The 15,693-nt window shown below is 63.9% G+C and carries 14 protein-coding genes; 6 read left to right on the top strand and 8 right to left on the bottom strand.

Features of this window, described 5'->3' with window-relative positions; all coding sequences use genetic code 11:
• Position 1 precedes the first annotated feature (1 nt).
• The gene (locus tag AC07VU_RS24325) at positions 2-547 is read right to left on the bottom strand and encodes an adenylyltransferase/cytidyltransferase family protein (RefSeq protein ID WP_495030627.1); all 546 of its coding nucleotides are present in this window, start codon (positions 545-547) and stop codon (positions 2-4) included.
• 183 nt (positions 548-730) lie between these two features.
• On the opposite strand from AC07VU_RS24325, the gene AC07VU_RS24320 reads away from it, so the two are divergent.
• Genes AC07VU_RS24320 through nadE form a run of 3 tightly spaced genes read left to right on the top strand, consistent with a single transcriptional unit; the run spans position 731 to position 3,446 of the window.
• Positions 731-1,378: a nicotinamidase gene (locus AC07VU_RS24320; RefSeq protein WP_274306399.1), complete on the top strand. Its 648-nt coding sequence runs from the start codon at positions 731-733 to the stop codon at positions 1,376-1,378.
• A gap of 9 nt (positions 1,379-1,387) precedes the next feature.
• Positions 1,388-2,617: a nicotinate phosphoribosyltransferase gene (pncB, locus tag AC07VU_RS24315; RefSeq protein WP_274306400.1), complete on the top strand. Its 1,230-nt coding sequence runs from the start codon at positions 1,388-1,390 to the stop codon at positions 2,615-2,617.
• Between the two features lies 1 nt (position 2,618).
• Complete coding sequence (nadE, locus tag AC07VU_RS24310) at positions 2,619-3,446, top strand: NAD(+) synthase (protein WP_274306401.1); 828 nt, start codon at positions 2,619-2,621, stop codon at positions 3,444-3,446.
• Positions 3,447-3,522: 76 nt separating this feature from the next.
• Here nadE and AC07VU_RS24305 read toward each other — a convergent pair whose 3' ends face one another.
• The 5 genes from AC07VU_RS24305 to AC07VU_RS24285 all read right to left on the bottom strand — a co-directional run bounded on the left by AC07VU_RS24305 (position 3,523) and on the right by AC07VU_RS24285 (position 9,250).
• Positions 3,523-3,990 carry a hypothetical protein gene (locus AC07VU_RS24305; RefSeq protein ID WP_274306402.1) on the bottom strand — a complete coding sequence of 156 codons (468 nt, stop codon included), beginning with the start codon at positions 3,988-3,990 and terminating at the stop codon, positions 3,523-3,525.
• 110 nt (positions 3,991-4,100) lie between these two features.
• Positions 4,101-5,414 carry an NAD(P)/FAD-dependent oxidoreductase gene (locus AC07VU_RS24300; protein ID WP_495030626.1) on the bottom strand — a complete coding sequence of 438 codons (1,314 nt, stop codon included), beginning with the start codon at positions 5,412-5,414 and terminating at the stop codon, positions 4,101-4,103.
• Positions 5,415-5,471: 57 nt separating this feature from the next.
• Complete coding sequence (locus tag AC07VU_RS24295; RefSeq protein ID WP_457276115.1) at positions 5,472-6,836, bottom strand: glutamine synthetase family protein; 1,365 nt, start codon at positions 6,834-6,836, stop codon at positions 5,472-5,474.
• A 479-nt stretch (positions 6,837-7,315) separates the two neighbouring features.
• On the bottom strand, positions 7,316-7,975 hold the full coding sequence (locus tag AC07VU_RS24290) for a methyltransferase family protein (RefSeq protein WP_087088103.1): 660 nt from the start codon (positions 7,973-7,975) through the stop codon (positions 7,316-7,318).
• 372 nt (positions 7,976-8,347) lie between these two features.
• Positions 8,348-9,250, bottom strand: coding sequence for a LysR family transcriptional regulator (locus AC07VU_RS24285; protein ID WP_085530488.1), 903 nt, complete (start codon positions 9,248-9,250; stop codon positions 8,348-8,350).
• Positions 9,251-9,426: 176 nt separating this feature from the next.
• On the opposite strand from AC07VU_RS24285, the gene AC07VU_RS24280 reads away from it, so the two are divergent.
• A complete protein-coding gene (locus AC07VU_RS24280; RefSeq protein ID WP_495030625.1) occupies positions 9,427-10,071 on the top strand; it encodes a hydrolase in 645 nt (214 codons plus the stop codon).
• Positions 10,072-10,214: 143 nt separating this feature from the next.
• On the opposite strand, the gene AC07VU_RS24275 is transcribed toward AC07VU_RS24280, so the two are convergent.
• Positions 10,215-10,544: a hypothetical protein gene (locus tag AC07VU_RS24275; RefSeq protein ID WP_007925015.1), complete on the bottom strand. Its 330-nt coding sequence runs from the start codon at positions 10,542-10,544 to the stop codon at positions 10,215-10,217.
• A gap of 569 nt (positions 10,545-11,113) precedes the next feature.
• Between AC07VU_RS24275 and AC07VU_RS24270 the strand changes: the two genes are divergently transcribed.
• Positions 11,114-13,474 (top strand): DNA polymerase II, encoded by a 2,361-nt coding sequence (locus AC07VU_RS24270; RefSeq protein WP_495030668.1) that lies wholly within the window; start codon positions 11,114-11,116, stop codon positions 13,472-13,474.
• A gap of 187 nt (positions 13,475-13,661) precedes the next feature.
• Here AC07VU_RS24270 and AC07VU_RS24265 read toward each other — a convergent pair whose 3' ends face one another.
• Entirely contained in the window at positions 13,662-13,958 is a 297-nt protein-coding gene (locus AC07VU_RS24265) for a hypothetical protein (protein WP_007925020.1), read from the bottom strand.
• 278 nt (positions 13,959-14,236) lie between these two features.
• Here AC07VU_RS24265 and AC07VU_RS24260 point away from each other — a divergent pair, with 278 nt between their 5' ends.
• A complete protein-coding gene (locus tag AC07VU_RS24260; protein ID WP_495030624.1) occupies positions 14,237-15,670 on the top strand; it encodes a serralysin family metalloprotease in 1,434 nt (477 codons plus the stop codon).
• The last annotated feature ends 23 nt before the right edge of the window (positions 15,671-15,693 follow it).

The raw sequence follows: 15,693 nt of genomic DNA, 5'->3' as shown, positions 1-15,693 counted from the left end.
ATCAACTTCCGTGGACGGCGTAGAGGCCGTAGTTTAGCGGATTCATGCCCGGTGCCAGCCATTGGCTTGGCGGTGTTTCGCCGCGGGCCAGGCATTGGCGCAACACGCTGCTGCGCACCCCCGGTTGTTCTTCGATCCGCAGGATGGAAAAGCGCTGCAGCAGCTCCTCGCCGCGATGGAACCCGGGCAACTGGCGCGCCACGTCCTCACCCACCACCAAGGCAATGCGCTTGCCGTCCAGAGCCAGGTCGTCCGCCAGCCGTTGCAGCAGGGTGTAGCTGTAGACCGGGGCGGGATCGGCCAGGCCCAGTCGCTGCTCCAGGCGGCTCACTGCCAGTTCGGCGAAGCACTCGGGTTGCAGGTGCCGGGTGATGGCCTGCAACCAGTTCACCCGTTGCTCGAAGTCGGCCATGCGCTTGCCGTCCGGATGGCGAAAGCTGGGGACCACCAGCACGCGCCGGGCGTGGCGGGCGGCTTCGAGCATGACCCGGGCGTGACCGGCGTGGGGCGGGTTGAAGGCACCGCCATAGAGGGCCAGTTCAAACATCTGCATCTCCTGATTGGTACATGACGTGTACCTTATCATTGCTTGTGTGCGCAGGGAATCGGCATGTCATGCGCTATTTATATTGTTTGGTTCGGGTCGGTGAAATAAAAAACGGAATCAAAGGGGGTTGTCTTTAAAGTACATGACATGTACTTTTGGCTCCATGCAAAGGAGAAAACCAGCATGAACAGCCAAACGATGAAGACCGCTTCCTTCGATGTCGATGCACAAAAGAGCTTTACCCCGCTGTGCCCGGACGAACTGCCCGTGGCCGAGGGCGACCGCATCGGTGGCGAGTTGAACTTCATGGCGACCCTGGCCAGCCTGCGCATCGGCAGCAAGGACGCCCACAGCCCCCAGGCCCCCTGGGTGGTGGCCGAGCCCGGGCAGATGCTCCAGCCCACCGGCCTGGAGCATGCCGACCTGACCTGGGTCAGCCACTGCGTACCGGGCACCGAAGGGTTCACCCTGCTGGACGAATTGCCGACGCCCTATGACTACGACTACTTCGTGTGGAAGGGCGTGGAGCCGGACCTGCACCCCTACGGCGCCTGCTACCACGACCTGCACGGCAAGCTGTCCACCGGGGTCATCGAGTACCTCGACAGCCAGGGTGTGCAACGGGTCATCGTCGGCGGCCTGGCCCTGGATTTCTGTGTCAAGACCACCGCCCTGCAACTGGCCGCCGCCGGCTTCAAGGTGATCATCCATCTGCCGGCATGCCGCGCCATCAGCGCAGAGGGCGCCGCCCAGGCGATCGACGAGATGCAACAAGCGGGTATCGCGGTGGCCGCGACCCGCGAAGAAACCGCCAGATTGGCCAGTGCCTGAGGAGTCACCATGGAAAGTGCATTTGACCGTAACAATGGCGTGATCCAGAGCCTGCTGGACACCGACTACTACACCTTCACCATGATGCAGGCGGTGCTGCACCAGCACCCCAATGTCGATGTGGAATACCAGTTCATCGTCCGCTCCAGAGAGTCCCTGGTGCATCTGATCCCGGAGATCCGCCAGGAACTGGAAAAGCTCGCCAGCCTGCAGATGCGCGAAGGCGAACAGCGCTTTCTGTTCAACAAGCGTTTTCGTGAGTACCTGACCCCGGACTTCGAACAGTTCCTCGGTCTGTTCCGCTTCAACCTGCGCTACATCCACGTGGCAGCGGTCGACGGCCAACTGAGCATCCGCGTCCGCGGCCCGATGCTGCACTGCATCATGTTCGAGCAGCCGGTGCTGGCCATGGTCAGTGAGTTGCGCAACCGCGACAGGTATCCGGAGGTGGAGCTTGCGGACGTCACCCGCCGGCTCTATCAGAAATTCGAATGGCTGGAGAAAAACGCCAGCCGCGAAGAACTCGCCGAGCTGCGGGTCTCGGACTTCTCTACGCGTCGGCGCCTGTCGTTCAAGGCCCAGCGCGAGGTGGTGAAGATCATGCGCAGCGACTTCCCCGGGGTCTTCGTCGGCACCAGCAACGCCCACCTGGCCTATGAGTTCGACCTGCCGCTGATCGGCACCATGGCCCACCAGTGGCTGATGGTGCACCAGCAACTGGGACGGCTGCGGGAGAGCCAGAACGCGGCCCTGGAAAACTGGGTGCGCGAATACCGCGGCCGCCTGGGCATTGCCCTGACCGACTGTATCAGCACGGACTTCTTCCTCAAGGACTTCGACCTGTACTTCGCCAAGCTGTACGACGGCCTGCGCCAGGATTCCGGGGACCCGATTGCCTGGGCCGACAAGGTCCTGGCGCGCTACCGGGAACTGGGCATCGACCCACGGACCAAGGACCTGATGTTCTCCGACGGCCTGAACTTCGAGAAATGCCTGCCGATCCTGCGTCACGTGCGTGGCCAGGCCCGGTTCGGTTTCGGCATGGGCACCAGCCTGGCCTGCGATGTCGAAGACGTCGAGCCGCTGAGCATCGTGATGAAGCTGGTGCGAGTGCATGGCGAACCGGTGGTGAAGTTCTCCGATGACCCGATCAAGAACGTCTGCGAAGCCCCGTCGTTCCTCAGGTACGCGGCGCAGGTGTTCAACGTCAACCTCAGTAACTCGCCCCTGGAGGCCTGATATGAGCAGCCAAACCCAAGAACGAATTGCCCGGGAGCTGGGCATCGATCGGCAACTGGTGCGCGGAGACGAAGCCGCGGAAATCATCCGGCGCGTGGATTTCATCCAGCAGGTGTTGCGCGAGTCCGGCGGCCAGGCCCTGGTGCTGGGTATCAGCGGTGGCGTCGATTCCCTGACCGCTGGCCGCCTGTGCCAGCTGGCGGTGGAGCAGATGCGCGGGGCAGGGCACGACACCCGGTTTATCGCCATGCGCCTGCCCTATAAAAGCCAGGCAGACGAAAGCGATGCCCTGGCCTCCCTGGACTTTATCCGCCCGGACTCGGTCAGCACCTGCAACATTGCCGAGAGTGTCGACGGTCTGATGAACCAGGTGCGGATCGATGGCTTGCAGCCGTCGGCCGAACTGACCGACTTCGCCAAGAGCAACGTCAAGGCGCGGGCGCGGATGCTGGCGCAGTATGCGGTCGCCAACTTCAGCAACGGCCTGGTGGTGGGGACCGACCACGGTGCCGAGGCCCTGATGGGGTTTTTCACCAAGTACGGCGACGGTGCCTGCGACCTGGCTCCGCTGTCGGGCCTGACCAAGACCCAGGTGCGCGCGCTGGCCGAGGCGCTTGGCGCTCCCGGGCATCTGGTGCACAAGCCCCCCACCGCGGACCTTGAAGAACTGGCGCCGGGCAAACTGGACGAAACGGCTTATGGCTGCAGCTACGCCGAGATCGACGCCTACCTGATGGGCGAGCCGGTGTCCGATGGCGTGCGCCAGCTGATCGAAACGGCCTACCACCGCACCGCCCACAAACGCGCCTTGCCGCGCACCCCTGCCTGACTCCTCTATGACTGTAGGAGCTGACTCGCCAGCGAAGAGGTCCGCAAGGCCGTCTTCGCCGGCAAGGGCAAGGCCGTCAATCCGGCCACTTCTTCAGTGCCGCCCGGCACTCTTCGGTCAGCTCGGGCATATGTTCCTGCACTTCTGGCCAGCCCAGCAGCTCCAGGGCCTCTTGGGCGCCCAGGCGCAGTGGCGCCCATTGTGGGTGTTCGAAGCCATTGTCTTCGAGGGTCATTCCATAGGCTTGCGGGCTCAGGGCTTCACAGGCGCTTAACAGGGTTTGCAGCCGCTGGTGCAAGTGCGGCGCCAGGTGCGCAGGGAAACGCTGCACAAAGTGCACGAGATAATCGAGATGGTCGGACCACAGATTGCACTCGGCGCAGCAACCGATCTCCGTTCGCTGCCGACCTGCATCCAGGGCCAGGAATTCCAGGGCCGGCCCCAGTTCGCCGACCAGGATGATTTTCCGGTACTCGTCCTGGCCATACCAAGTCCAGATTCTCGAGCCGATGGTTTGTGTCTCGTCGATGCCCGCTTGCACCATTTGCCTTCTCCTTGCTGTCATCCGTGTGGCCATGCGCTCATTGATTCGCACTGCTGTTGGCATAGGCTACAGCAGCGTGTCGGCCCCGTCCGGCGATGCTCGCATTCATCTCAGCGCAACCGTTCGAGCATCTGGTAGTACCACATGCCCGCCGCCAGCATCGGGTTGCCCAGCTGGTCGCCGAAGGGCACGCGGATGTGCCGGCAGGCGGCGAAGGTGTCGTAGTGCTCGAGGTGGCCGGTGATGGCCTGGGCCATGATCTCGCCCATGATGTGGCTGGTGGCGATGCCGTGCCCGGAGTAGCCCTGGCAGTACCAGACGTTGTCCGAGAGCTTGCCCAGCTGCGGGATGCGGTTGATCACGATGCCCATGGCGCAGCTCCACTGGAAGTCGATGGCCACGCCCTTGAGCGCCGGGAAGGTGCGTTCGATGCAGGGGCGCAGTTCGCCGGCGATATCCCGCGAATCCTTGCCGCTGTAGTTGGCGCCGCCGCCGAACAGCAGGCGGCCGTCGGCGGTCATGCGGTAATAGTCGAGCACGAAGCGGCAGTCGTAGACCGCCAGGTCCTGGGGGTTGAGGCGCTTGGCCAGGTCGCCCAGGGGCGCGGTGGTGACGATGCCGCCCATGGCCGGGAAGATCTTGCCCTTGAGCTGTTTGGGCTCCAGCTTGTGGTAGACGTCGCCGGCCAGCAGCACCTGCTTGGCGTCGATGCGGCCCTGGGCGGTGATCACCGCCGGGCGCTCGCCGTGGACGATCCGCAGCACTTCGCTGTGTTCGAAGATCAGCGCGCCGAGGCTTTCGGCGGCGCGGGCTTCGCCGATGCACAGGTTCAGCGGATGCAGGTGCAGGTTGCGGGTGTTCTTGATCGCGCCGTGGTACAGCTGGCTTTCCAGCACCTCGCGCAGCTGTTGCTTGTCCAGCAGGCTGACCTCGTCGCCCATGCCGCGGCGCATTGCTTCTTCGTAGTCGGCGCGCAGGCCGGCGAGGTGGCTGGGCTTGTAGGCGGCGTGCAGGTGGCCGTGCTTGAGGTCGCAGGCGATGGCGTATTTGTCCACGCGCTGGCGGATGATCCGGTGCCCGCGCCAGCGCAGTTGCCAGATGAAATCGTCGACTTCGTCGCCCAGGGTGCGGCGCATCTGCTTGCGCATGGCCTCGTCGCCGGACAGGCTGCCGGTGACCTGGCCGCCGTTGCGCCCGGTGGCGCCCCAGCCGATCTTGTGGCTCTCGACTATGGCCACTTTCAGGCCTTTTTCCGCCAGTTCCACGGCGCTGGCGACGCCGGTGAAACCGCCGCCGATGATCACCACGTCGACCTGATGGGTGCCTTGCAGGGGCGGGTAATGGGTTTCCTGATTCAGGGTGGCGCTGTAATACGAAGGGCAGCGTTCGGCCGCCGGTGTGACCGGATTGAGTGCGGCTGTCATGGGCTGTTCTCGAATTTTTGTTGGGGCCGGGCCGGCGCCGTGACGCCGGCCAGCGCGTCACGCCTGGGTCAGGTACCAGCGCCAGTCCTGCTCGCCGACTTCGGCCATGAACTGGCGGTATTCGGCGCGCTTGACCGCCAGGTAGACCCCAAGGAATTCGCTGCCCAGGGCGTCGCGGGCCCAGGTGGAGTTTTCCAGGGCGGTCAGCGAGGTCAGCCAGTCGGTGGGCAGCAGTTCGCTGGCCTGGGCATAGCCGTTGCCTTGCACCGGATCGCCCGGATCGAGCTGCTCACGCAGGCCGCGATGGACCCCGGCGAGAATCGCCGCCGCTGCCAGGTAGGGGTTGGCGTCGGCGCCGCAGATGCGGTGCTCGATATGCCGGCTGTTGGCCGGACCGCCCGGCACCCGCAGGCTCACGGTGCGGTTGTCGACGCCCCAGGTCGGCGCCAGCGGCGCGTAGCTGTTGGCCTGGAAGCGGCGGTAGGAGTTGGCGTTGGGGCAGAACAGCAGCAGCGAGTCGAGCAGCGACGCGAGCATGCCGCCCACCGCCTGGCGCAGCAGCGGGGTGCCGGCCGGGTCTTCGGCGGCGAACAGGTTGTGGCCCTCGGCGTCGGCGAGGCTCACGTGCATGTGCATACCGGTGCCCGCCAGGTCATCGAAGGGCTTGGCCATGAAGGTCGCCTGCATTCCGTGCCGGTGGGCCACCGCCTTGACCAGGCGCTTGTAGCGTACCGCCTGGTCCATGGCCTCCAGGGCGTCGCCGTGTTCCAGGGTGATTTCCACCTGGCCCGGGGCGTATTCGGAGATCGCCGTGCGCGCCGGGATGCCTTGCAGTTTGCAGGCGGCGTAGAGGTCGGCGAGGAAGGGTTCGATCTGCTCCAGCTCGCGCAGGCCATAGACCTGGGTGTGCTGTGGCCGGCCGCCGTCGGCGTCCAGTGCCGGTTGCGGGCGGCCGTTGCTGTCGCGCTTGGCGTCCAGCAGGTAGAACTCCAGCTCGCAGGCCATCACCGGGTAATAACCCTCGGCCTTGAGTTGGTCGATGACCTTGATCAGCAGGTGGCGCGGGTCGGCGATGCTGGCGGGCAGGCCTTCCTGCGGGTGCATGCTGACCTGCACCGCGGCGGTGGGGATCTGCCGCCACGGCAGGCGCACCAGGCTGCCGGCCAGGGGGTAGGCGCGGCAGTCGATATCGCCGACGTCCCAGACCAGCCCGGAGTTTTCCACGTCGTCGCCCTGCAGGGTCAGGCCGAGGATGGTGCTGGGCAGTGGCCGGCCGCTTTCATAGACCGCCAGCAGTTCCTCGCGGTGCAACAGCTTGCCGCGCGGCACGCCGTTGGCGTCGAGGATGAACAGCTCGATCATGTCGATATCGGGGTTGGCGGCCAGGAAGCTACGGGCCTCGTCAAGGGCTGCAAATTTCATGGTTCTCTCGCTTGCGCCATGGCGGCGCGCAGGTTCGGTTCATGCAGCGGCGCCGGCAGGGCCCGGTTGCAATGGCAGATAACAAGGCGGCAAGGCTCGACGCGCAGAGGGGCGCGTTCAGAGCGAAAGCAAGAGGTCCGGAGGGCGCGAGGAATGACGCAGGCGGGAGCGGCACAGGGCCATGGGCAGGTTGACCAGCAGTTTCATCGCCGGGACCCGGGGTTGCCGTGGAGATCGCCGTGGGTGCGTTGCGTTGTTGCCATTCCAATGCCGATGCCGAAGCGGCTGCACGGGGCAGCAGCGCGGGTCTGGCAGGGCGGGCGGCAACACAAGGCGTTCATCGGCCGGCGGATCTCGTCAAGAATTCACGGACATTTCGTGCAAGTGAGGCTCACCGTTTTACCGGGACTGGTCCTCGCTGCCAAGGGGCGCATCACAAAATATTTAACACCGCTCCCGGCAGCACGGCGGAAAAATCCTCAGTAAACCCACGGCACCAGGCGCCAGGTGTAGGCGCAGTAAGTGTCGTATTGCTTGCCGAATTCTTTGCGCAGCAAGGCTTCTTCGGCGTGGATACGGGCAATCAGCGGGATCAGCATCAAGGCGGTCAGCAGCAGGCCGACTCCGGAGCGGAAGGCCAGGGCCCAGCCCACGCAATTGATCAGCAGCCCCAGGTAACTCGGATTGCGCAGGGTGCCGTAGATGCCGGTGGTCACCAACTGGTGGCCGGGCTGGATCGCCACCAGGCCACTGAAGCGCTTGCCCAGCACGAACACCGGCCACAGCCGCAATATGCCGCCGCCGATAAAGAACACCACGCCGAACCAGCGCACGTCGGCGCTACCAAAGGTCCAGAAGTGCAGGCGGTCGGTATAGGCGGGGAGAAAGGCCAGCAACAGCCCGAGGATACCGAAGGCGACGAGGACCCAGCGGTTTTCCCGGTCTTCCTGTTTGCCGGGGCTCAGGTTGCCTTCGCTGAACTGGGCAACAAAGGCCATGGCCAGCAGGGACAGGGTGATGACCCACAGCGCCGGGTGGGAGAAAAACGCCACCGGTCCGCCCATGCCGAGGATGGCCAGGCCGAGGTAGGCGAGGGTAGCGATCAGGCTGAGCGCCGCGAGTTGGGGAGAGTTACGCATGATGGCCCCTCACGAATGCCGAGGTGTATGCCTTCAGTGTAGGTCCATCGCCGAGACAGCCCAGGTCGCCCGCGGCACCGTGTCGCCTGCATCGCCGGCAAGCCTGGCTCCTACAGAAGAGGGGGTGTTCACGCATGTCTGTAGCCGCTGCCGAGCAGCGCGAGGCTGCGCTCGAGGACGAAGTCCTCGCAAAACCTGCGCATGCGGTTTGCCTGTAGGAACGCGGTGCCTGGTTTTGCGGCCCCTGCGGTGCCGATCGCAGCCTCGCGGGCTCGGCAGCGGCTACAGGGATGCCATGGTGTTCCCGGCTTCTGTAGGAGCGAGGCTTGCCCGCGAGGCGGTGTATCTGACACCCCATCTCGCCTGGATCACCTACGGATGCACAGGCGGTTTCTCCGCCAGTTGGGCGACCAGGAACTCGATAAAGGCCCGGGTCTTCTGCGGCACACGCCGGGCGGACGGGTACACCGCGTGGATGCTGATCGGCGGCGCCTGCCATTCGCACAGCACGGGCACCAGGCGGCCGGCGGCCAGGGCGTCGGCGACGATGAAGTCGGGCAGCAGGGCGATGCCCATGCCGGCCTCGGCGGCCTGGGCCAGCAGGTCGCCGTTGTTGGCGTGCAGCGGGCCGGTGACGTGGACGCGCTGGGTGTCCTTGCCGTTGCTCAACTGCAGGCTGACCCCGCTTTGCAGGTAGCCGTAGTTCAGGCACTGGTGGGCGGTCAGGTCGCGGGGCGTCTGCGGGGTGCCGGCACGCTTCAGGTAGTCCGGCGAGGCCACCATGATCCGCGGCGCCGGGGCCAGCAGCTTGGCGACCATCGACGAGTCGGCCAGGCTGGCGATGCGAATGGTCACATCGAAACCGCCGCGCACCGGGTCCACTTGCTGGTCGCTGAGCACCAGCTGCAATTCGATGTTCGGGTGCTGCTCATGAAACAGCGGCACCAGCGGCCCGAGACGACGCAGGCCGAAGGACATCGGCGCGTTGACCCGCAGCACCCCGCGCAATTCGCCGATGCCGTCCCGCGCCCGTTGTTCGGCCTCGTCCACGGCGGCCAGGACTTCCCGCGCCGACTCGTAGTACTCGGCACCGGCTTCGGTCAGATGCAGGCTGCGGGTGGTGCGGTGCAGCAACTGCACGCCGATGGCTTCCTCCAGCGCCTGGATCTGTTTGCTGACTTTCGAGCGCGGCACGTCCATGGCCCGGGCCGCGGCGGCGAAGCCGTTGGCGTCGACCGTGACGACAAACGCGCGCATGCATTCGATGCGATCCATGACTGTCCCTTTTTTGGAATCAATGATTCTCGATTTTAGGGAATTGTTGCTTTTTATTCCAACCCCTAAATTAGCCACCAAGCCGGCCGCACAGCCTCCCGCAGCGGAACCCGCGCCGAGCTCCCGAATTGTGCAACTCAACGTTTGAACCTACTCGACAGCAAAAGGAACGCGCCATGTCTATCCGTGAACTGCTCAACCCAAACAACTCCGCCCTGATCCTGATCGACCACCAGCCGCAGATGTCCTTCGGCGTGCAGTCGATCGACCGCCAGACCCTGAAGAACAACACCGTGGGCCTGGCCAAGACGGCGAAGATCTTCAACGTGCCGACCATCTTCACTTCGGTGGAAACCGAGAGCTTCAGCGGCTACATCTGGCCGGAACTGCTCAGCGTGTTCCCCGACCATCAGCCGATCGAGCGCACCTCGATGAACTCCTGGGAAGACAAGAAACTGGTGGACGCGGTGAAGGCCACCGGGCGCAAGAAGCTGATCATGGCCGCGCTGTGGACCGAGGTCTGCCTGAACTTCCCGGCCCTGGAAGCCCTGGCCGAAGGCTACGAGGTGTACATCGTCACCGACGCTTCCGGCGGCACCAGCCAGGAAGCCCACGACATGTCGGTGCAGCGCATGATCCAGGCCGGCGCGGTGCCGGTGACCTGGCAGCAAGTGCTGCTCGAATTCCAGCGCGACTGGGCGCACAAGGACACCTACGACGCGGTGATGGACCTGGTGCGCGAGCACAGCGGCGCCTACGGCATGGGCGTGGACTACGCCTACACCATGGTGCACAAGGCGCCGCAGCGTCAGGTCAAGTAAGCCTGCCGCCAAGGATAACGCGGTTTAGCAGAAACACCGCGTCGTCCAACTATCTGGAAAGTTGCAATAAAAAAGGGACGCTCTTATTGGAGCGTCCCTTTTTATTTAATGGATCAATGGTTAGCGACAACGACAAGTTGCACTTAGCAGAACCGGTCAATCACCCGAACTTCCGACTTGTTCTGCAGCGATTGCCATTCGTTCTTCAGGGTATCGAGTACCCGTCCGATGAAGTCCCTGTCGGCGGCGGCCTTCTTGCCGACGTAGCCCTGGCCACGGCGGTACATTTTCAGGCGGGCCAGCAGGTCCTGGTTGTTCTTGTCGAACTCTTCTTCATGGGCGTGGGGCGACAGGCAGTCGATATGGACCTGGCCAGACTTGGCAATCCAAAGGATGTGGCTGTCATGGCTGTCTTTCTGTGCCGCGAACAGATGAGACAGTTCATCAATAGTAGGTTGATTGTTCAGATTCATTTGTAAGCCCCTTGACCATTTCGATCTATCTAGTTGAGTCGCTAATTGATATCGCTACATCGGTAAGTTGAACCCTGATACCGGAAACAGGGCGACAGAGGGTGTCTGTCGGATACAGATAAGGCCCAGAGCCTGATGCGTGTAGTCGTCTTGATTAACTGCTACGCAATAGCGTCACAACGAAGAGAAGCAGCGTAAACCTGGATCAAGCTGCCGAAGTTTTCAGTTTCGGCCACAAGCATCTTGAGGAGTTTTCGCCAGCTTCCCGCCCTTTGTACTGGACGTTCATGCCAGGTCAGTTTCATCAATCTGCCTTGTGGGCAGTACACATCCGGGTTAACAGCTCGGCGGTCAGACGAGCTTGCTCATAACACCTTTGCCACGTCTCCCGATCGGGGAGACGCCTGCATCATGCAAGGGCAAATTCGCCTCGTCAACGGTTTTGTAGTGAAAATTTTAAAGCACTACATATTGTCCGACAAAACCTTTCGGCACATGAGCGGAACGGGCTATCGCGACCGAGGACAGGTAGAATCGAGGCCTTGAAACAGGTACTTGAGGTTGCAGTGGTGGATTTACAGCAGGGCTTCGTCCTGACCCGGCATTGGCGTGACACGCCGGCAGGCACGGAAGTCGAGTTCTGGTTGGCGACCGATGCCGGGCCGCGCCAGATCCGCTTGCCGGTGCAGACCTCCGTGGCCTTCATTCCCGCCGAACAGCAGGAACAGGCCCGGCGCCTGCTGGCCGACGATCGCGATGTGCAATTGCGTCCCCTGGGCCTGTGCGACTTCCAGCACCGCCCGGTGCTCGGCCTGTACTGCCCGCAGCACAATCAATTGATCCGCCTCGACAAGACCCTGCGCCGCGCCGGGGTCGAGGTGCTCGAAGCCGATGTGCGGCCGCCCGAGCGCTACCTGATGGAGCGCTTCATCACCGCACCGGTGTGGTTCGGCGGCACCCCGGGCGAGGGCGGGATACTGCTGGAGGCGCAGATGAAACCGGCGCCGGACTACCGGCCGGCGTTGAAGCTGGTGTCGCTGGATATCGAGACCAGCGAGACCGGCGAGCTGTATTCCATCGCCCTGGAAGGCTGCGGCCAGCGCCAGGTGTACATGCTCGGCCGCGCTCGCGAGGACGACAGCGCGGTGGATTTCGACCTGGAGTTCTGCGCCAGCCGCGAGCAGTTGCTCGAACGGCTCAACCAGTGGCTGGCACGGCACGATCCGGATGCGATCATCGGCTGGAACCTGGTGCAGTTCGATCTGCGGGTGCTGCACGAACACGCGCGGCGCCTGGCGGTGCCCTTGCGCCTGGGGCGCGGCGGCGAAGAGATGCAGTGGCGCGAACACGGCAGCCGTACCCATTATTTCGCTGCGGCCGCCGGGCGCCTGATCATCGACGGCATCGAGGCCCTGCGCTCGGCGACCTGGAGCTTCCCGTCGTTCAGCCTGGAAAACGTCGCCCAGACCCTGCTTGGCGAAGGCAAGTCGATCGACAACCCTTACCAGCGCATGGACGAAATCAACCGTATGTTCGCCGAGGACAAGCCCGCCCTGGCGCGCTACAACCTCAAGGATTGCGAGCTGGTGACGCGGATTTTCGCCAAGACCGAGCTGCTCACCTTTCTTCTCGAACGGGCCACGGTCACCGGGCTGCCGGCCGACCGCAACGGCGGCTCGGTGGCGGCCTTCACCCACCTGTACATGCCGCTGATGCACCGCCAGGGTTTCGTCGCGCCGAACCTGGGCGAGAAGCCGCCGCAAGCCAGCCCCGGCGGCTTTGTCATGGACTCGCGGCCCGGTCTCTACGAGTCGGTGCTGGTGCTGGACTACAAGAGCCTGTACCCGTCGATCATCCGCAGCTTCCTGATCGATCCGGTGGGGCTGGTGGAAGGCTTGCGCCACCCAACGGACGAGCAATCGGTACTGGGCTTTCGCGGTGCACGGTTTTCCCGCACCCGGCATTGCCTGCCCTCGATCGTCGCCCGGGTCGCCGAGAGCCGCGAAGTGGCGAAACGCGAACACAACGCGCCGCTGTCCCAGGCGCTGAAGATCATCATGAACGCCTTCTACGGCGTGCTCGGTTCCAGCGGCTGCCGCTTCTTCGATCCGCGCCTAGCGTCGTCGATCACTATGCGCGGCCACGAAATCATGCGTCGCACCCGCCAGTTGATCGAGGTGCAGGGCCACAAGGTGATCTACGGCGACACCGACTCGACCTTCGTCTGGCTCGGCAGCGCCCACGCCGAGGCGGATGCCACGCGCATCGGCCGCGCGCTGGTGGCGCACGTCAACCAGTGGTGGCGCGATCACCTGCGCGATGAGTACGGCCTGGAAAGCGCCCTGGAGCTGCAATTCGAAACCCACTTCTGCCGCTTCCTGATGCCGACCATCCGGGGCGCGGAGGAGGGCAGCAAGAAGCGCTACGCCGGCCTGGTGACTCGCGCCGACGGCACCCAGGACATGGTCTACAAGGGCCTGGAAGCGGTGCGCACCGACTGGTCGCCGCTGGCCCAGCAGTTCCAGCAGGAGCTGTACCAGCGGATCTTCCACCGCCAGCCGTACCAGGACTATGTGCGCGACTACGTGCGGCGCACCCTGGCCGGTGAACTGGACGAGCAACTGGTGTACCGCAAGCGCCTGCGCCGCCAACTGGACGATTACGAACGCAACGTGCCGCCCCATGTGCGCGCCGCGCGCCTGGCCGACGAATACAACCAGCGGCAGGGCCGGCCCCAGCGTTATCAGAACGGTGGCTGGATCAGCTACGTGATTACCCTGGCCGGTCCCGAACCCCTGGAAAACCGTACCGCGGCCATCGATTACGATCACTACGTGACCCGCCAATTGCAGCCGGTGGCGGATGCCATCCTGCCGTTCGTGCAGGACGACTTCAGCACCCTGGTGGGTGGGCAGATGGGGTTGTTCTAGAAGGCGTCTCGTCGTAGCCGCTGCCGAGCCTGCGAGGCTGCGAACGACTTGGGCGGCATTCCGACGCAGCAGGCGCAAAACCTGAGAATGCATTGAGTCAGGGTAACCGCGATGCCCCTGCTGCGGCCGCTGCGCTGCCGATCGCAGCCTCGCAGGCTCGGCAGCGGCTACACGTGAGTGAGTTGGCTCAGTCGTCGACCGAGGTGCAAATGCCGCTGGCACCCTGTTTGCCGCTGTAGGTCACGACCACCGAGTCGTCGTCCTCCACGCTGATGTCCACCGTGATGCCCGAGCCCTTGGCCTCGAAATAACGCTCGTTGACGGTCTTGGTCTGGGCCTCTTTGCCGTTGATGAACACCGGCCCGCCTTCCTCCGCGCTGACCGGAATATTGCCCGGACAGTCGACGTTGAACAGCGGGATGCCTTCGGCGTGGGCGGCACTGGCAACGATCGACAGGGCGCAGCTCAGGAGGATTTTTTTCATTGTGGACTCCTTCGGGGAACAGGCAGAAGCACGAGTGTGGCAGCGGTTCCATTAGCGCTGAAGCTTAGCGTATGGCACGCCGGGGCAGGGGGTGGGTAGCGATTTTAATGAGGTGCAAAGTCGCCCGGGCATATTGTCGGACAATAAAAATCGTGGACGCCACGCCAGGGTCTGTGTCAGTTTTTCCCCGCCTTGAATAGGGCGAGTGATAGGACGATCTCGCTAACAGGTCGCCGTGGTCTATCGGAAATTTTCAGCGTTGAACAAGGACGTAAATGATGTCAAAAGCCAAAGAAAATGCCGGTTTTTCGGCAGCTCCGGGCAGCGATGCCTACCAACTGATCACTGCCTTCAGCCATGCCTATGACCGTGGTGGCGCGGAGCTGGTGAATGGCAAGCCGTCGTACACCGCGGACCAGGCCGCCGAGCAGATCCTGCGCAAGGGCCTGTCCTGGCACGACCAGAACGGCGACGGCAAGGTCGAGCTCAGCTACAGCTTCCTCACCAGCAAGCCGGCCAACTACAACCCGAACCTGGGCAGCTTCAGCGAGTTCAGCGCCTTGCAGAAAGCCCAGGCGTTCCTGGCCCTGCAATCCTGGTCGGACGTGGCCAATGTGCGCTTCAACGAAGCCGCGAGCGGCGACGACGGGCACCTGAGTTTCGGCAACTACAGCGTCAGCACTGGTGGCGCGGCCTTCGCCTACCTGCCTTCGGGCGGCAGCTATGACGGCCAGTCCTGGTACCTGATCAACGATCAGTACCGGGTCAACGAAACCCCGGGCAACGGCAACTACGGTCGCCAGACCCTGACCCACGAAATCGGCCACAGCCTGGGCCTGTCCCATCCGGGCACCTACAACGCCGGCAACGGCAACCCGACCTACAACGATGCCACCTACGCCCAGGACACGCGCGGCTACAGCCTGATGAGCTACTGGAGCGAGAGCAACACCGGGCAGGACTTCAGCAAGGACGGTGGTGGCGCCTACGCCTCGGCGCCGTTGATGGACGACATTGTCGCGGTACAGAAACTCTACGGCGCCAACCACGAGACCCGCGCCGACGACACCGTGTACGGCTTCAACTCCAACACCGGGCGCGATTTCTACAGCGCCAGCTCATCTGCCTCCAAACTGGTGTTCTCGGTGTGGGACGGCGGTGGCAACGACACCCTGGACTTCTCCGGCTTCACCCAGAACCAGAAGATCAACCTCAACGAGGGCTCGTTCTCCGACGTCGGCGGCCTGGTGGGCAACGTATCCGTGGCCCATGGAGTGACCCTGGAAAATGCCATCGGCGGTGCGGGCAACGACTTGCTGATCGGCAACGCCGCGGCCAACATCCTCGAAGGCGGTGCCGGCAACGACATCCTCTACGGTGGCGGCGGTCGCGACACGCTATGGGGCGGGGCGGGAGCGGACACCTTCGTGTTCGGCGCGGCATCCGATTCGACCTTCGACGAGCCCGACTGGATCATGGATTTCACCAGTGGCCAGGACAAGATCGACCTCAGCGGCCTGGCGCCGTTCGCCTCGGGGCAGGCGACCCTGAACTTCGTCAGCGGCTTCACCGGCCATGCCGGCGACGCGATCCTGACCTACTACGCCGAGACCGACCAGACCAGCCTGCTGGTCGACCTCACCGGTCTGGGCGCGGTGGACTTCGCCGTGGGCACCGTTGGCCAGGCGGCGACCACCGATATCGTGGCCTGATCGACAGCAACGAAAGCGGCGCG

Source organism: Pseudomonas sp. GW821-FHT02B10, from assembly GCF_059421865.1.
The sequence above is the reverse complement of the archived record's forward strand: the minus strand, read 5'-3'. Positions and strand labels throughout refer to the sequence as shown.

Coding starts and splice junctions, on each gene's coding strand:
- AC07VU_RS24260 (WP_495030624.1), top strand. CDS start 14,237: ATGTCAAAAGCCAAAGAAAATGCCGGTTTTTCGGCAGCTCCGGGCAGC.
- AC07VU_RS24280 (WP_495030625.1), top strand. CDS start 9,427: ATGTCTATCCGTGAACTGCTCAACCCAAACAACTCCGCCCTGATCCTG.
- AC07VU_RS24275 (WP_007925015.1), bottom strand. CDS start 10,544: ATGAATCTGAACAATCAACCTACTATTGATGAACTGTCTCATCTGTTC.
- AC07VU_RS24320 (WP_274306399.1), top strand. CDS start 731: ATGAACAGCCAAACGATGAAGACCGCTTCCTTCGATGTCGATGCACAA.
- AC07VU_RS24325 (WP_495030627.1), bottom strand. CDS start 547: ATGTTTGAACTGGCCCTCTATGGCGGTGCCTTCAACCCGCCCCACGCC.
- nadE (WP_274306401.1), top strand. CDS start 2,619: ATGAGCAGCCAAACCCAAGAACGAATTGCCCGGGAGCTGGGCATCGAT.
- pncB (WP_274306400.1), top strand. CDS start 1,388: ATGGAAAGTGCATTTGACCGTAACAATGGCGTGATCCAGAGCCTGCTG.
- AC07VU_RS24265 (WP_007925020.1), bottom strand. CDS start 13,958: ATGAAAAAAATCCTCCTGAGCTGCGCCCTGTCGATCGTTGCCAGTGCC.
- AC07VU_RS24295 (WP_457276115.1), bottom strand. CDS start 6,836: ATGAAATTTGCAGCCCTTGACGAGGCCCGTAGCTTCCTGGCCGCCAAC.
- AC07VU_RS24305 (WP_274306402.1), bottom strand. CDS start 3,990: ATGGTGCAAGCGGGCATCGACGAGACACAAACCATCGGCTCGAGAATC.
- AC07VU_RS24300 (WP_495030626.1), bottom strand. CDS start 5,414: ATGACAGCCGCACTCAATCCGGTCACACCGGCGGCCGAACGCTGCCCT.
- AC07VU_RS24285 (WP_085530488.1), bottom strand. CDS start 9,250: ATGGATCGCATCGAATGCATGCGCGCGTTTGTCGTCACGGTCGACGCC.
- AC07VU_RS24290 (WP_087088103.1), bottom strand. CDS start 7,975: ATGCGTAACTCTCCCCAACTCGCGGCGCTCAGCCTGATCGCTACCCTC.